Below are 16,391 nucleotides of genomic sequence, written 5' to 3'. Positions count from 1 at the left end.
AAGAAGAAGCGGTAAATAGTTGGGAGCCCGGAGTTTGAAGTCGATTAACGGTTTAAATAATTAAACCGTTAATCGACTTTTTTATTAGGATGTTTTCGTATATTTACGATATATTCGTAATAATGGAAAAATTAACATTACAGGAAGAAGAGGCTATGCTGGCCGTTTGGCAGCTGGGTAAAGGGTTTATCAAAGATTTTATGGATGCGCTACCTGAGCCTAAGCCACCCTATACCACACTCGCTTCTACCATAAAAAACCTCGAACGTAAAGGATATTTAGTAAGTGAAAGGTTTGCCAATGCCAATCGCTACAGTGCAAAGATTAAGGAAGCCGATTATAAAAAACGTTTTATGAATGGTTTCGTAAATAATTATTTCAAAAGTTCCTATAAAGAACTGGTGGCATTTTTTGCCAAAGACAAAAAGATAAGTGCAGAAGAATTAAAAGAGATAATCAACCTGATCGAGAACCCTGAAAAGTAAACGCCATGCCAGCTATCTTTATCATTCTTTTAAAGATTAATCTTGTGCTGATTTTATTTTCAGCAACCTATTACCTCGTGTTGCGCAGGTTAACATTTTATTCCATTAACAGGATGTTTCTGCTGTTTGGGATATTGTTTTCTTCAGCTTACCCGTTTATTAACCTTACTGAGTTTTTTGCTGACCAGAAAGCAGTTCCGGCATTTGTGCCCCGGTTAAATCAACAGGTAAGCCAACTGGTGCAACAAGATGCTGTTTCGGTATTCTGGCAAATAATAACCATACTTTTTTATATAGGTGTGCTGGTAATGGCTTTAAGGTTATTGGTGCAGTTTATTTCGCTCTACAGGGTGCATAAAAATTCTTCACCCGATCGTCTGGCCGACTATAAGGTGAGGATATTAAATGATCAGGTAAGCCCTTTTAGTTTTTGGCAAACCATTTATATTAATCCTACCCTGCATAAAAAGGAGGATTTAAATAATATCCTCGAACACGAAAAAGTACACGTAGATGATTGGCATACAATAGATATTATCCTGGCCGAATTCTGCATCGTTTTTTATTGGTTTAACCCTGGGGTCTGGCTGATGAAAAAAGCGGTAAGAGAAAATATTGAGTTTATTACCGATGCCAAGATTTTAAAAAAAGGGGTAGATAAAAAGGCATATCAATATAGTCTGCTAGATGTGGGTACCTTACAGCCATCAGTAGCAATTGTAAATAATTTCAATCTGTCTGACCTTAAAAAACGCATTAAAATGATGAATGCCAAACGGTCATCGAAAGTGAATTTAACGCGTTATTTATTTGTACTGCCGGTATTACTTTGTGTTACCCTGGCATTTACAATCGATAAAAAAGAGATAAAAACGCATTTAGCGCCTCTAACCACCATAGTAAACAATATTTTACCTCAAAAAGTATCCGCCAAAGTAGCGCTAAAACCAAAAACTGTTCTTAAACCCAGGGTAAAAAAGAAAACATTTATTGACACGCTTAAGGTACCGGATACCACTGCAAAAATGACTTTTATCTTCAAAAGCATTGCCGGTGGGGTAGATTCTTCCAGGAAATCAATTGAAGAAATGTTAAGTACACTGGGTAGAAAAGTAAAGATTACGGGATTCAAAACAGATGGTAATTTTAAAGGTAAAACCTTCGTACAGCATTTTAGCTTTACGGATACCACGAAAGCAGGAGATAAAAATATTGATGTAAAGGTTCTGGCAAAAAGCGGCGAAGACTTACCGGAATTGCCGGTACCGAAGAAAAAGGGCGTCAGCTTTATGTATATTGTAAAGTCAATCGCCACAATATCTGATGCAAAAGACGGAAATCAGCAACCAATGGGTGAAAGAACCAAGGTTGCCGAAAACACATCGTATTTTCTTAACGGAAATAAGGTTACGAAAGAAGAACTTGACAAACTTAACCCCAATAAAGTTTTTGACATGAAATTTGATCGTAATAATCAAATAATCCAGATTACGACAAAACCGTAATCTGGCGTTTAGCGAATTAATACTCCTTAAATTGCTGTCATTTTGAGCAGTGCAGCTTAGTCAAGAACCACGCAGTGCTCAGCTGAGCTAAATATGTCTCTATAGGTTTCTCTCTGCCTGTACGGGCAGGCACTGCATTTCGGTCGGGAGACGAATTCGGTACTTAAAAACTAAAAGTAGCCTTTAACATCGCCACTCTTCCCGGAATATAATAGGTTCCTGTAGTAAGTGAATTTGCAGAAAGGTAAACGGCATCAAAGCTTTTGATATTTGCCAGGTTGGTGATGCCAAATTCAAAATCTGTTTTCATTTTCAGGTATTTGTATTTAATATTCATATCAGCAAAAAGATATTTTAAATTGGGCTGAGTAGATTGGTGTGTAAATAAATGTTCGGCAGATAAGTTTAAATATACATTTTTAAAAGTTGCAATGGCCAGGGTAGACTGTTGCCTGAGCTGCTGAAAACTTGTTTTGATGGCATCAGCCACTTTAGCTTTATTGTCGGTTACTGAAAAATTTGCCAGATAAGACCAATTGATAAAGTTGGTGAGTTTTGCTTCTATTCCAAGTTTGTATGAGGTGGTTTGGGCATTAAATGCAAACAGTTCATTGTTCTGTAATTGGTCATATCGGCTCTGCGAATAAGTAATACCCCCACTAATGGTACTTTTCAGCGCAAAAAGATATTTGCTGGCGTTTGTGTTAAAAGATAAGGTACGGATATGGTTGCTCAGTGGTAACACAACTCTTTGCTGAATGTTGTTGCTTAAACTGTAAGAAGAAATGGTATTCAGTTCGACATCATTGTAGCTTACCATCAAATTTACAAACAACATCTGCATGGCTTTTCTAAAATTAAAGCCAGCAGCAACGTTATGGGCTTTCGACTCAGAAACGGGTGCATTATTGGCAAAAAGCGAGCGGTAGTTTTTTAATACTGTACCGCGGTAAACGTCATCAATTCCGCCTAAATCGTTTCTAAAACTATAATTTGCCGTTACATAATTTTCGACGCTGGTTTGGTATTTTATATTCAGAGAAGGGTTTAGGAACAATTTATCCAGGCGCTTATCCAACTGGTTGATTTCATCGCTGTATTTAATCAGGTTATAACTCAAAGGCAAACTTAATCCGGCTTTTAATTTATCGTTGGTAAATTCGTATGTGGCATCGGCATATACCTTGGTTTTTAGCCAGTCGAGGTCATTTACAGTATGGCCTGAAACGGCTTCGGTTAGCCCGTTGTTCTGCGTGCGGTATAGTTCTGAATTAAGCTTTTGTTGCTGCACATTAAAACCTGCCTTGTAAGTTTGAACGAAATGATTGTTTACAAAAGCAAATGAAGCATAGTTATTGGTGTACCAGGTCGGTATTTTGATATACTGGCTTAAACCAAGATAACTGTTTCCATTGTTTAAGATATCGGCATTAAGCCCCGGGGTTATATTTAAGTTTTCGGGTTGGGTAGTGCGGTTTAAATAGGAGTAAAGGTTAATTACATCTTCCGATTTTAACTTTTTACGATAATTAAACTCATTCGAGATATCAAGCGTTTCCTGCCGCAATACCTGGTTGGCTGCCACACCGTTGATTACAAAACCCGACGATGTTTTAAAAGGTGCATAATCGAGTACGAAATTATTGTTCAGGTAATATTTCTCGGCGTTTCCGTTAAGGTTAAATTGCGTTCTTAATTTTTGTGGATTAATGATATTGTTCTGCGATTCTGAATAACTGATGGTCTGGTCTGAAAGATAGGTTTGCGAAAATTTATTGTATTGCTGATTGCGCTGATCGTAGAGATAAGAAAGATTTGCCCTTAGCTGTAAATCCTGGTTAAACTTGTATAAGTTATTCAGGTTAAGTAATCCCGCTTTATTAAGGAGGTACCTGCTTTGTGGTAGTGAAGGCACGCCGGCGGCCCCGGCAGAAAGCAGGGCATTTGGCCTGTCGTTATCCAGCTTTTTTAAGTAATCAGATAAGTTGTGCGAGGTGAGGTCAATACCCGGGTCATTACCTATGTTATTACCCTTAAGATTATTGATGAATTTGAGCTTTTTATTGAACAGCATGGCCGTTAAGTTTTCATCAAAACGCGCTGGCATACCTGCTCCAACAGTGGCATCGCCCATTACTTTAAGTTTAGCTTCGTCTTTAAGTACCAGGTTCAGGGCTACATCATCGCTCATGTTGTTTTTGCGCATCATTTTAATCGGCTGATCATTCTGGATAACCTGTACCTTATCTACAGCACCCTGCGGGATACTTTTGGTGCCAATATTGTACTTATCGTCCAAAAGGTTGTCGCCATCCACATACAGGTTAGAAATAGACTTTCCGTTATAACTGATTTTTCCATCTTCGGCTACTTCGATACCCGGCATTTTTTTGAGCACATCGCCAATACTTCTGTCTTGTTTATCTGCAAAATCAGATGGCCTGTAATTTAAGGTATCGCCGCGGGCCGTTAACGATGGCCGGTTCTTAACAGTAACGGTTTCCAATGTGGTTTCGCTAGGCTGTAAAGTCAGGTCGTAGCTTTTAGCTGCATCAGTTACCGTGGTAATCAGCTTTTTATAGCCAATACTCGAAGCTTCAATTTTGTAACCTGCAATCTGGTCATTTTTGAGCTCCATACTAAAAGCACCGGTTTTGTTTGTACGGGTAAAATTAATGATGTTGCCTTCAGCATCCTTTAAGGTTACGTTAACCGATTCGACCCCTTTACCGCTAACATCTTTTACCAGGCCTTTAAGTGGCTTTTGGGCAAAAACAGAAAAAGAAGCCAGCAGCAGCCAGCAGGTTAAAGTGAGCTTTTTCATTTTTTGTTTTCAATTTCAATCGGGTTGTTTACTTCGGCCTTAGCTGGAGCTGCACCTTTAGGGCGTGGCGCCTGATTCATTCTGAATGAGCCTTGCATACCATTTGCTGCCATTTGTGCCTGCATAAAGCCTTGCGGGTCCTTATCGCGGGCAGCTTTAAGTTTATCCAGCTCTTTCCGGGTGGTTTTTATTGCATCGGTAGGTAACTTAATTTCAGGTCCTAGGTAGCTTGTGTTTACATCTATTCCCATAATTTTTACCGAACCCACGCCGCCTGGAGCTGCAATTTTAACATCACCGTCGGCATTGGTAGTAGCATCCGCATCTTTTACATTTTCGAGTCCAGCAAATTCAAATTTCACTTCTTTTTTGTCGTCATAAGCTTCTATAATTAAGCCAGGGAGGCCGTTTAATTTCCATGGACCGCTTTGAAAAGGAATCTCGGTTGCAAACCAGGCGATCCAGTTACGGCCTTTAAATTTGGCAGTGGCTTTCTGGCAAGCTACCCCTGAAAAGCTCATCGTATCTTTTAGTATTTTCCAGTCTATAGTAGCGGCAGGTTCTTCAACCAGGTAATTGTTAAACAGGCGTTCTTTGGTAATCATTTTGTGCTCGTTGGCAAAAAAGAAATAATCTTCTTGGGTAGGCTGGGTTTTCATTTCGCTTTTCACTTCTATTTTCACGTTGCCATTGCCGCTTTGGTTTTTGATCTGTTCCTGTATCTGCTTTTGCATGTTTAGCGCTTGGTTCATTTTATCGTAGCTGGTATAAACAGATGCATTTTTGCCGGTAACCAGGAGCATGTTTTCAGTCTTGGGCTTATCGCGTTGGGTCGTATCCTGTATATGGGTAAAAGTGTAACGTACTCTTGCCAGGGCTTTATCCGGGTTTTGAGCTTTGACAGATAGGGTTAGCGCTGTGGCTAAGCAGAAGGGTAATATTCGTTTCATAATAATTGTTTTAATATCTATTTATTTTTCGTAAATCTACGAATATTTCGTAGATAAGAAATTGATTTAACATTTTTTAACGAAAAGGAGATGGGAGTGCTAACACTATTGTTATTAGGAAAGGTGCGGGCAGTGGTTTTTGGCGACGTGTAGTCCCGCTTTTCATTTCAAGTCCTCGCTGCGCTCCGGGCTTTACATTGCAATCGGGTTTAAGAACAAGGGTTTGTACTCCCCGCAACCTCAAAAATGAAATACTGCTGGCCACCCAGCCCTGGTTGGAGCGTCGCTCAATGTCGTTAAGTTGAGCTCTCGATGCGTAGGCATAAGGATGCGCACAGATATAAAATCTGTGTTTATGTGTGTATATCTGTGGTTAAAACTCCAATTATATTAGTGTTTTCGTGGCAGGCTGTTGAGGAATTATCAGACGGTGGTTTTCGAAAAGTATAAATTTAAAATCGATCTTGAAATCCTAAAATCCTCCAAATGCTGATTGTGTACCATTTTAATGAAAAATATTTTCGATATGTGTTTGTGTGTTAATTGAATTTGTTCTATATTTGCACCTCGTTAAATAAAAAATTAAAAAACTAATATTTAAACAATGTACGCAATAGTAAATATAGCAGGGCAGCAATTTAAAGTTGCTAAAGACCAGCACCTTTTTGTACACAGATTGCAAGGAGATGAAGGCGCTAGTATTGAATTTGATAATGTATTGTTGGTTGATAACGGTGGTGCAATTACTGTAGGTGCTCCTGCGGTTAAAGGTGCTAAAGTTTCAGCTAAGATCGTATCTCATTTAAAAGGTGATAAAGTAATCGTTTTCCACAAAAAACGCAGAAAAGGTTACAAAAAGAAAAATGGTCACCGCCAGTTTTTCACTAAGATCCAAATCTCAGACATCACTTTATAATTAATTGTTAACCCAATAATCCGCATTTAGCGGGTTACAAAATATAAAATCATGGCACACAAAAAAGGAGCCGGTAGTTCGAAAAACGGACGTGAATCGCATAGTAAGCGTTTAGGTATTAAAGTTTTCGGTGGTCAGTTAGCTATTGCAGGAAACATTTTAGTACGTCAACGTGGTACAAAACACCATCCTGATAAAGGCGTTGGTATTGGTAAAGACCATACTTTATTTGCTTTAATTGATGGTACAGTTGTTTTCAAAAAGAAACAAGACAACAAATCTTATGTTTCTATTCTTCCTATTACTAACACTGAAGTTGAAGTAGTAGCTAAAGCACCAGTTGCTAAAAAAGCAGTTGCGAAGAAAGAAGTTGTGGCAGAAGCAGCTGTTGAAGCAGCTCCGGCTAAAAAAGCACCTGCTAAAAAAGCGGCTAAAAAAGATGAAACTACTGAAGAAGCTGCATCTGCAGAATAATTGGTAATAAGAATAACAAAAAAAGGTTCTGATGAAAATCAGGACCTTTTTTGTTATATGGGTGATTAGTTCATTAGCCATTGGTTCACTGGTCATTTGCTTGTATCATCATTTAACTGACTTACGACTCCCGACTCATTTGTTAAACCCTGTTAAATAACAAAAATTAACATTTCAGGCTTTTAGATTTGGGTATTGATTTTAAAACAAATCCCCATGAATCTGAAGAAAATATCCTTATTAATTGCATTACTTATTTCCAGCCGCTTATTATATGCACAAGAGGTAGAAGAAAATATCCGCATGGTAAAGCCGTTTAAGGCCGATGGCATATCGAACGAATGGAATGAACCGCTTAACCAGTATAATGATGCCACCCGGCTGGCTTTTGCCCTGGCTAATGACGATCAAAACCTTTACTTTATTATCGAATCTCTAGACCCGCAAACTACTTTTAGCATACTGAGTGGAGGCATTACCTTAAATATTAATACAGCAGGCAAAAAGAAGGACGGGATGAAATTAACCTTTCCACTGATGGAAAGACCGCCTGTGCTAAAAGATGTAGATGCATCGAAAGATCTCCATTCGCAGCATACTGATGAGGGTATGGGAATGATGCACGATCCTTCAACATTGAATAAAAGTATTCGCGTATCGGATTTCAAAAACATTGCTGATGGTGATTTACCAGCCGATAACCAGACCGGGATTGAAACGGGTATGAGTATACATCCTAATAAAGACCTGATTTATGAACTTAGCATTCCACTGGCACAACTGGGAGTGAATTTAGATTTGAAAAAACCATTGGTTTATAACATTAAAATTAATCAACCCAACAAAACCGCTGTGCATAAAGCAGGTAAGCCAGAAGGTGGGGGCAGAGCGGGCAGTTTTTCAGGTAGTGGAAAAGGTATGGGCGGAATGGGCAGTGGCCGTGGTGGTATGAGTGGAGGAAGACCAGGTGGTGGTATGGGGGGTGGCCGTGGTCAAAGACCTCAGGAGGGTGGAGAATTTACAACTAAACCAGCCGATTTTTGGATTAAGTATAAGCTGGTTAAGGGATAGAACTTAAACGTAAATCTGGAGCATAGCGGAATGGAGCGATCTATAAAGTAGATTTCTCTATTCCGCTCGAAATGATGGTTTGTGATTAGCCTTCCTTTTTAATACTCTCTGGCCATTAACTGGTTAGTAAGCGTTAACAGGTTTGCTTTTCTTTCATCGCTCACATTTATCTGCGCAAATAGGGCCAAAGCTTTATCACGGTAATGGTTCATGTGTTCTTTGGCAATTTCTTGTATATCTAGCGTATCGTATACGCCCCTAACGGTATTTACTTTCTCCTGCGCATTAAACTCTTTAGATGCGGTCAAGGCATTTAAAGCAGTTTTGGTATCACCTTCTGCGAGTTCAAAGGCTTTCAATAGCAGAAAGGTCTTTTTATTGGCGATAATGTCGCCACCAACCTGTTTTCCGAATTTTTCAGGATCGGCATATACATCCAGAATATCGTCCTGTAATTGAAATGCAATTCCAATGTTTTCGCCAAACTGTTCAATCAGATCCGCATCTTTTTCTGAAGCACCGGCAATAATAGCACCCAGTTTTAGCGCTCCTCCCAATAATACAGCCGTTTTCAGCCTGATCATGTTGATGTACTCATCAATACTTACATCATTGCGGCCTTCAAATTCCATATCAAGCTGCTGGCCTTCGCAAACACCCTGAGCAGTTGCATTAAAAGTATCTAAAACGCCTTTCAGGAAGATGGGATTTACTTTAGCCAGGTTTTTATTGGCTTCCACCATCATTACGTCGCCACTTAGTATGGCAACGTTGGTGCTCCATTTTTCGTGTACCGTAGCCTGTCCTCTGCGGAGCGGGGCATTATCCATAATATCATCATGAACAAGCGTAAAATTGTGGAAAATCTCAATGGCCATAGCTGCATGAACCGATAGGTTTGCATCTTCTCCAAATAATTCGGTAGCCATTAAAACCAGTAAGGGTCTTACCCGCTTTCCACCAAGGTTAATAATATAAGCGATCGGATCGTAAAGCTGTTTGGGATGATCCGGAAACTTTAAATTTTGTATTGCAGTATCTAAAATTTGCTGTAATTCTTCTGTAGTATGCATTGTTTGGTTTGAACATTGTGCTTTCGGACACAAATGTCTTAATTTTTAATCAGGAATTAAGGTAAAATCAATTTGACGTTTGGAAAGGTCTACTTTTTTAACCCTGATCATCACTTCATCACCTAATTGGTATTTTCTTTTTTTACGCTGGCCTATGATGCAGTAATTTTTTTCGTCAAGAACATAAAAATCGTCAGATATATCGCGTAAACGGATCATACCTTCACATTTGTTTTCTTCAATTTCTACATACATACCCCATTCGGTAACGCCCGAAATAATGCCTTTGTATGCTGTACCGATGTTATTTTCTAAATATTCGGCCTGTTTGTATTTAATCGAAGCCCTTTCTGCATCGGCAGCCCTTTTTTCCATTGCTGAAGCGTGTACTGAAGCCACTTCGTAAAACTCCATATCAGCCGATTTGCCACCATCTAAATAGATTTGCAGTAAACGGTGCGCCATTACATCGGGGTAGCGACGGATAGGTGAGGTAAAATGGGTATAATACTCGAAGGCCAGGCCGTAATGACTGGTTTTTTTAGTCGTATAAATGGCTTTGGCCATAGAACGGATGGCCAGCGAGGTTAAAATATTTTGTTCTTTTTTGCCTTCTACATCGGCCATTAAATGGTTCAGCGATTTGGCAATTTCCTTATCCGATTTTGTATTGATTTTATAGCCAAAACGGGAAGCAAAGTTGGCAAAAGTATTCAAGGTTTCCATGTTTGGCGAATCGTGCACCCGGTAAACAAAGGTCAGTTTTTGCTTACCCTTGCTTTTTTTGGCGATAAATTCGGCCACTTTGCGGTTGGCCAACAGCATGTAATCTTCAATAAGTTTGTGGGCATCTTTACGTTCTTTTACGTAAACGCCTATAGGTTTTCCAGCTTCATCGAGTTTAAATTTAACTTCGGCACTTTCAAAGCTGATGGCCCCGTTTTTAAACTTGCGTTCGCGTAAAATGTAAGCCAACTCATTCAGTTTCTGTATTTCGCTTGCATAATCGCCGGTTTTACTTTCAATTACTTCCTGTGCTTCTTCATAGGTGAATCTGCGGTCGGAGTGGATTACCGTACGGCCATACCATTCATTTTGGATGTTTGCCTGCTCATCGAGCTCAAAAACTGCAGCAAAGCACAATTTATCTTCATGTGGGCGGAGGGAGCATACCCCGTTACTCAAACGCTCGGGCAGCATCGGGATTACACGATCGACCAGGTAAACTGAGGTAGCACGGCTATATGCTTCTTTATCGAGTTCGCTTCCCTGAATTACATAGTGCGAAACATCGGCAATGTGGATCCCGATCTCGTGGTTGCCGTTAGGTAATTTCTGGTAGGAGATGGCATCGTCAAAATCTTTGGCATCAGCCGGATCGATGGTAAAGGTTAATACCTTTCTAAAATCCTTACGCTTAGCAATTTCGGCAGCCGAAATTTCTTCGGGAATGGCATTGGCTTCTCTTTCTACCTGTGGCGGAAACGCTAAAGGAAAACCGTACTGCGCCAGGATAGCATTCATTTCAGTATTGTTTTCGCCCTGGTTACCCAGTACATGTTTCACAATACCGATGGGGTTTTTGGCACTTTCAGGCCAATCTGATAAGGTAACCAGTACCCTTTGACCACTTTTTGCCCCATGCGTATCGGCCAGTGGTACAAAAATATCGTGCATCATTTTTTTATCGTCGGCAATTACGAAAGCAAAGCGGTCTGAAATTTTAATGACTCCTGTAAAGTCAGATTTTGCCCTCTTAATGATCTCAACTACCTCGCCATCATTTTTACGGCCACTCTTTTTCGCAAACACATAAGCTTTTACGGTATCGCCATGTAAAGCATTTTTAAGTTTGCGGGGTGCTACAAAAATGTCCTTTTCGAATTCATCTTCGGGAATGATATAAGCGGAACCATCGGCAGTCATATCAACAGTACCGATAATGAAATTCTGCAGTTCTTTAAGTTTAAATTTACCTTTTTCGGGTTCTAAGAAAATTCCGTTATTTTTTCCTTCTTTTAAAATTTCTAAAATCGTTTCTCTTGATTCCTGATCCTTTAGGTTCAATTTTGCCGAAACCTGTTTATAATTAAGCAGCTGATTGTTGTTTTTTTCAAAAATATCACTAACCAGCTGATTCAGAACCAATTTTATATTTGCCGACTTTTTCTTTGCCATACACTAAACTGAATTTACCGAAGATACAGAAAAGATGGCTACAATAGGTAAATATGAGGAATGAAAAGATAAAACTGCCTGAACAAAATCCTTAGCCTAAACACAAAGATCATGCAACCCGGCGGTTATTTCTTTGCCATCAGCATACGTTTTGCCCCAATCGCAAAGCATCTTTAATATCGGGATTAAATCTAAACCTTTATTTGTAAGCGTATATTCGATACCTTGCGGAATAGATCCGGGAATCTCTTTTTTAATTATGATGGCATGAGTTTCCAGTTCTTTTAACTGCCTACCCAATACTTGTTCCGAAATATTGATCAGTTCTTTTTTAAGGAGATGGAACCTGTTATTTCCTTCGTAAATGGAATATACAATCTGGGATTTCCAACGGCCTCCAATCATAGCAATAGCTGAGTTGAGTTCGCATACCTGAAAGAGGAACTGCTGATTTAATACATTGGTTGAATTTTCCTTACGCATAATCTAATTTATGGAGACTAACAATTTTGTTCGTTATTGTACATCTAAGAATGTATTATGATTTTTGAATCAAATTTACAACTATGAAAAATTTGATTATCACCGCAATTACATTTTTTATGTTTTTTAATGCATTTGGCCATGAGGTTTGGACGTTAAATTCGAAATATCTCAAATCTCCGGGTAAAGTAATGGTATTTAAACCTCAAAATTACCAGAAATCTAAATCTTATCCGCTTGTTTATCTATTACATGGTTACAGTGAAAATTATACCCAATGGTCAAAAACAACAGATTTGCAAAGATTGGCCAATCAATATCAATTTATTATTGTAACGCCTGAGGGTTTCACTTCTTATTATATTAATAGCCATCAGCCTGATGGAGACCAATATGAGGATTTTTTCTTCAAAGAATTGTTGCCGATGGTGCATCAATCTTTAAGCATAGATAAGCAAAATGTTTTTATTGGTGGTTTAAGTATGGGGGGGTATGGTGCTCTTCGCTATTTTATCCTTAATCAGGATTACTTCAACACTGCCGCTTCTACCAGTGGCGCATTGGAGATAGATTTTAATGAACTGGAAAAAGCAAGTAAACAGTTCTGGCAATCGAGCAGAATGACAAATGATTTAAAAAAAGTTTTTGGGCGTCCTGATGAAAATGATTGGCATCAGTATAGCATTTCAAATTTATTGACAGGAAATCAAAACTTTAAAAAGCCTTTCCTGATGGATTGTGGAACATCAGATATACTGTACCCTGCAAGTCTTACGGTTAAATTATCAGCAGAAAAGTTAGGTATTCCCATCAGCTTCATAAGCCAACCTGGCGATCATAATACCGAGTATTGGAATAAAGCTATTGAATATCATTTTATTTACTTTAAACAGCATTTAAGATAATACACTATCAGGTTATCTTATTTGAGTTTAATGCAAAAATATTTGATTTTTTTTCTGAGAGAAGTATAGGATAAATGGATCAAACCACTATCGCTTTGGATTATGGCCGGGTAACTGTATTCGCCCTGGTCATGATCCTCCAAGGTATAAATATCCTTCCAGTTTTTACCATCGGTTGATATGGCAAGTTTTAATACTGAGCGGCCTTCCCACCAGTTTTTACCTGCAGTTAACGGGTTGTAAATGAGTAACTGCCGTCTATCTTTTAGGGTTACAGCATCGCTGCCCGAATTGGGGTTTGGCAGTTGTGTGGGCTTAAGTGCAGACCAGGTTTCGCCCTTATCTTCCGACCAGCTTTCTACAATTACATTCTGCCTGCTTCTACACAGTAACTGTAATTTCCCGTTTGGATAGGAGAGAATAGAAGGCTGGATTACACCAAAGGTATCGCAGTTGATATTGATTTTTTTCCAGTTTCTGGCTTTTGCATCCGATTTTTCGATATGGATATGCCATGTTTTTTCATCCAGGCTTTCGGTGCTCGAAGGATATAAAATGCTACCGCTTGCCAGTTGGATGGGTTTGTTTTTAATTGGCCCTAAGAAATCTTTAGGTAGTTTGTGTGCTTCCGACCATGTTTTGCCGTTATTAACCGATGTTTTATATTCGGCCCACCAGGTACGCGGATTTAAGCCTACTTTATAATGTAAAAATAAAGTGCCGTCTTTGGTTTTAAAAAGAACAGGGTTCCAGCAAGCAAACCTGCTGGTGTCGTTTATTATTCCATTGGCTATTTCTACCGGTTTACTCCATTGTGTTCCGGTTTTAATTGACGACCATATCACCACGTCTTTACTTCCTTCGTGTTTACCTCCAAACCATGCGGCCATAATTTTCCCTTTACCTATATCAACAAGGGTAGAGGCATGGCAGGCCTCGAATGGAGCCTTTTCGAAAATAGAAGCCGACTGAATGATTTCTACTTTTTGTGCAAAAACGCTTAAAGCAAGAAAAATTAATATAAGAACAGTTGAAAAGTATTTAAGCATTTTTGATGATTAATGTCCTGGTATAGCTTCGATCAGTTTTTGGGTATAAGCAGCTTTTGGCTTATAAAATATCTGTTCCGGAAAACCTTCTTCTTCGATTTTTCCCTTATTCATTACTAAAATACGGTCAGAAATATGCTTTACCACAGCCAGATCGTGAGAAATGAAGATATAGGTGAGTCCGAATTCGCGTTGCAGATCTTTGATCAGGTTTAAAACCTGCGCCTGTACAGAAACATCTAAAGCAGATACTGATTCATCGCAGATAATAAATTGAGGTTGCAGGGCCAAAGCGCGGGCAATTACCACCCGCTGGCGCTGGCCGCCGCTAAACTCATGGGGGTACCGGTTAAAGTGTTCGGCTTTTAAACCAACTTTATCCAGCAGTTCCAATACCTTCTTTTTGCGTTCAGCATCGTTTTGATAAAGCCGGTGTACCTGAAGGGGTTCCAATATGGATTGACCAATGCTTAATTTAGGGTTTAGCGAAGCATAAGGGTCCTGGAAAATGATCTGGATATTTTTTCTAAGTTTCCGCAGTTCGTTTTTATCCAGGTGTGTAATGTTTTGACCGTTAAATATAACAGCACCTGAAGTGGGTTGGATTAACCTGAGAATGGTGCGGCCCAGGGTTGTTTTTCCACAACCCGATTCGCCTACAAGACCAAGGGTTTCGCCCGGAAAAACCTCAAAGTTAATCTGGTCAACCGCCTTAACGTAATCAGTCGTTTTTCCAAAAAGACCGCTTTTGATGGGGTACCAGGTACAGAGATTTTTTACCTGTAGTAAGGGTTGCCGGGCATATAATTTTTCCCTACGCGCTGCTATTTCGGCTGTAGTTAGCTGGTTTGAGGGCTGTAGATGTGCTGAGGCATCGTCGATTTTTCCCGTTAAAAAGTCGGCCACTACGGGCAATTTCTTTAATTGTAAACTGGGCGAGGGCCTGCAGGCGAGCAAACCTTTGGTGTAAGGGTGTTGCGGACTTTCGAATATCGATTTTGCTGGTCCCTGTTCTACAATTTCGCCTTTGTACATCACGGCAACCTCATCAGCAATTTCGTTTACCACACCTAAATCGTGCGAAATGAAGATCATGGCCATGTTGCGCTCTGTTTTGAGCTTAAGGAGCAATTGCAAAATGGTTTTTTGGACGGTTACATCCAATGCTGTTGTGGGTTCGTCGGCAATGAGGAGTTTAGGGTTACAGCTCAAAGCCATAGCAATCATTACCCGTTGTTTTTGTCCGCCTGAAATCTGGTGCGGATAACTGTCAAATATTTTTTCGGGACGGGGCAACTGCACTTCGTTAAAGAGGGCAATGGTCTGCTTTTTTGCTTCGGTTTTATCTACCTTTTGATGGAGGATAATGGCTTCAGCCACCTGGTCGCCACAGGTAAAAACGGGATTGAGCGAAGTCATTGGTTCTTGAAAAATCATCGAGATCTGATTGCCCCTGATCTGCCTGATTTCGTTGGTACTTAAGTTTAACAGGCTGATGTCTTCAAAATCAATATCGCCGGTAATTTTTGCAAGGCGTTCATCATGCAAACGCATAATGGAAAAAGAAGTGACCGATTTCCCTGAGCCCGATTCGCCCACAATACCTAAAACCGTACCTTTTTTTACGTTAAAGCTGATTTTTTTAACAGCTTTAAACCAGGATTTTTCTTCCTGGTTGTAGAAATCGATAGTTAAATTCTCAACGTTTAGCATCAGGTTACAATGGTAATATTTTCTTCCGGAATTATATCCATACCTTTAAATTTTAATAACACCTGTGCAGTAGTAATTACATCTTTCTGGCAATAGGTCACAATTCTATCCAGATTTCTTTCTTCATAATAAACCTGTCTTACCTGCGAGCCGTTAATATCGTCTTTTGGAGTAGGGATATTTAAAATGGCCGACAAAAGGTTTAAAGAGGTGTAATGTTTGTAATCGCCGAATTTCCAGAGTTCCATGGTATCAATATGGTTAACTTCCCAGGGTTTTTTACCCGAAAGTTGCAGTTGAACAGGTATCTCTATCCCATTTACCAATAACCGCCGGCATAAATAGGGAAAGTCGAATTCCTTTCCATTATGGGCGCAGAACATTAAGGCTGCAGGTTGTTTATTAAGCAATGCCGAAAATTGGGAGAGTATTTCGTTTTCATCATGACCGGCAAAGGATTTGATGCGCAATTTGCTTGTTTTTTCTTCCGTATAGAAAATACCGAGGCTAATGCAGATAATCTTACCAAATTCGGCCATAATGCCTGCTTTTTCATAAAATTCTTCAGCAGTTTGTTCTGAATTTCTTTGATAATGTGTTTTTTGTTCCCAAAGTTCCTGGAAATGCGGAGGCACATCCTGAAAAGACGGATATTGTGGAACGGTTTCAATATCGAGCACCATTACCTGGTTTAGATCTAGCGTTTTTAACATATAAAGAGTTTTCAAATATCAATTTACAGTTTTCTGTTCATAATTATAGCAG

General features: G+C 39.4%; 14 protein-coding genes. 6 read left to right on the top strand and 8 right to left on the bottom strand.

Annotated elements, in window-relative coordinates:
- The first annotated feature begins 122 nt into the window (after positions 1 to 122).
- Positions 123 to 485: a BlaI/MecI/CopY family transcriptional regulator gene (locus tag ACFSR6_RS18375; RefSeq protein ID WP_183760939.1), complete on the top strand. Its 363-nt coding sequence runs from the start codon at positions 123 to 125 to the stop codon at positions 483 to 485.
- 5 nt (positions 486 to 490) lie between these two features.
- Positions 491 to 1,990 carry a M56 family metallopeptidase gene (locus ACFSR6_RS18370; protein WP_379081560.1) on the top strand — a complete coding sequence of 500 codons (1,500 nt, stop codon included), beginning with the start codon at positions 491 to 493 and terminating at the stop codon, positions 1,988 to 1,990.
- A 163-nt stretch (positions 1,991 to 2,153) separates the two neighbouring features.
- Here the strand turns inward: ACFSR6_RS18370 and ACFSR6_RS18365 are convergent, their stop codons facing one another.
- Both ACFSR6_RS18365 and ACFSR6_RS18360 read right to left on the bottom strand, forming a co-directional pair.
- Positions 2,154 to 4,814: a TonB-dependent receptor gene (locus ACFSR6_RS18365; protein WP_379081558.1), complete on the bottom strand. Its 2,661-nt coding sequence runs from the start codon at positions 4,812 to 4,814 to the stop codon at positions 2,154 to 2,156.
- Positions 4,811 to 5,764, bottom strand: coding sequence for a GLPGLI family protein (locus ACFSR6_RS18360; RefSeq protein ID WP_379081556.1), 954 nt, complete (start codon positions 5,762 to 5,764; stop codon positions 4,811 to 4,813). The genes ACFSR6_RS18365 and ACFSR6_RS18360 overlap by 4 nt, the downstream gene beginning before the upstream one ends.
- A 604-nt stretch (positions 5,765 to 6,368) precedes the next feature.
- On the opposite strand from ACFSR6_RS18360, the gene rplU reads away from it, so the two are divergent.
- The 3 genes from rplU (at position 6,369) to ACFSR6_RS18345 (ending at position 8,225) form a co-directional block, all read left to right on the top strand.
- Positions 6,369 to 6,680 (top strand): 50S ribosomal protein L21, encoded by a 312-nt coding sequence (gene rplU / locus ACFSR6_RS18355; protein ID WP_039476071.1) that lies wholly within the window; start codon positions 6,369 to 6,371, stop codon positions 6,678 to 6,680.
- 51 nt (positions 6,681 to 6,731) lie between these two features.
- The gene (rpmA, locus tag ACFSR6_RS18350; RefSeq protein WP_379081553.1) at positions 6,732 to 7,154 is read left to right on the top strand and encodes a 50S ribosomal protein L27; all 423 of its coding nucleotides are present in this window, start codon (positions 6,732 to 6,734) and stop codon (positions 7,152 to 7,154) included.
- 216 nt (positions 7,155 to 7,370) lie between these two features.
- A complete protein-coding gene (locus ACFSR6_RS18345) occupies positions 7,371 to 8,225 on the top strand; it encodes a hypothetical protein (RefSeq protein ID WP_379081552.1) in 855 nt (284 codons plus the stop codon).
- Between the two features lie 98 nt (positions 8,226 to 8,323).
- Here the strand turns inward: ACFSR6_RS18345 and ACFSR6_RS18340 are convergent, their stop codons facing one another.
- The 3 genes from ACFSR6_RS18340 to ACFSR6_RS18330 all read right to left on the bottom strand — a co-directional run bounded on the left by ACFSR6_RS18340 (position 8,324) and on the right by ACFSR6_RS18330 (position 11,959).
- Entirely contained in the window at positions 8,324 to 9,298 is a 975-nt protein-coding gene (locus tag ACFSR6_RS18340; protein ID WP_379081550.1) for a polyprenyl synthetase family protein, read from the bottom strand.
- A gap of 45 nt (positions 9,299 to 9,343) precedes the next feature.
- Positions 9,344 to 11,476: a ribonuclease R gene (rnr, locus tag ACFSR6_RS18335; protein ID WP_379081547.1), complete on the bottom strand. Its 2,133-nt coding sequence runs from the start codon at positions 11,474 to 11,476 to the stop codon at positions 9,344 to 9,346.
- A gap of 96 nt (positions 11,477 to 11,572) precedes the next feature.
- Complete coding sequence (locus ACFSR6_RS18330) at positions 11,573 to 11,959, bottom strand: winged helix-turn-helix transcriptional regulator (protein ID WP_379081545.1); 387 nt, start codon at positions 11,957 to 11,959, stop codon at positions 11,573 to 11,575.
- An 83-nt stretch (positions 11,960 to 12,042) separates the two neighbouring features.
- On the opposite strand from ACFSR6_RS18330, the gene ACFSR6_RS18325 reads away from it, so the two are divergent.
- A complete protein-coding gene (locus tag ACFSR6_RS18325) occupies positions 12,043 to 12,864 on the top strand; it encodes an alpha/beta hydrolase (RefSeq protein ID WP_379081543.1) in 822 nt (273 codons plus the stop codon).
- A gap of 17 nt (positions 12,865 to 12,881) precedes the next feature.
- Here ACFSR6_RS18325 and ACFSR6_RS18320 read toward each other — a convergent pair whose 3' ends face one another.
- From ACFSR6_RS18320 to ACFSR6_RS18310, 3 genes are read right to left on the bottom strand one after another with little or no spacing between them, the layout of a single operon-like run.
- The gene (locus tag ACFSR6_RS18320; RefSeq protein WP_379081541.1) at positions 12,882 to 13,913 is read right to left on the bottom strand and encodes a sialidase family protein; all 1,032 of its coding nucleotides are present in this window, start codon (positions 13,911 to 13,913) and stop codon (positions 12,882 to 12,884) included.
- A gap of 9 nt (positions 13,914 to 13,922) precedes the next feature.
- Positions 13,923 to 15,626, bottom strand: a complete 1,704-nt coding sequence (locus tag ACFSR6_RS18315; protein ID WP_379081539.1) for an ABC transporter ATP-binding protein — start codon at positions 15,624 to 15,626, stop codon at positions 13,923 to 13,925.
- The gene (locus ACFSR6_RS18310) at positions 15,626 to 16,339 is read right to left on the bottom strand and encodes a 3'-5' exonuclease (protein WP_379081537.1); all 714 of its coding nucleotides are present in this window, start codon (positions 16,337 to 16,339) and stop codon (positions 15,626 to 15,628) included. Before ACFSR6_RS18310 ends, ACFSR6_RS18315 begins: the two co-directional genes overlap by 1 nt.
- Between the last annotated feature and the right edge of the window lie 52 nt (positions 16,340 to 16,391).

This window comes from Pedobacter vanadiisoli, assembly GCF_042684385.1.
Classification (GTDB): Bacteria; Bacteroidota; Bacteroidia; order Sphingobacteriales; family Sphingobacteriaceae; genus Pedobacter; species Pedobacter vanadiisoli.
This window is presented reverse-complemented; position numbering and strand designations above follow the sequence as displayed.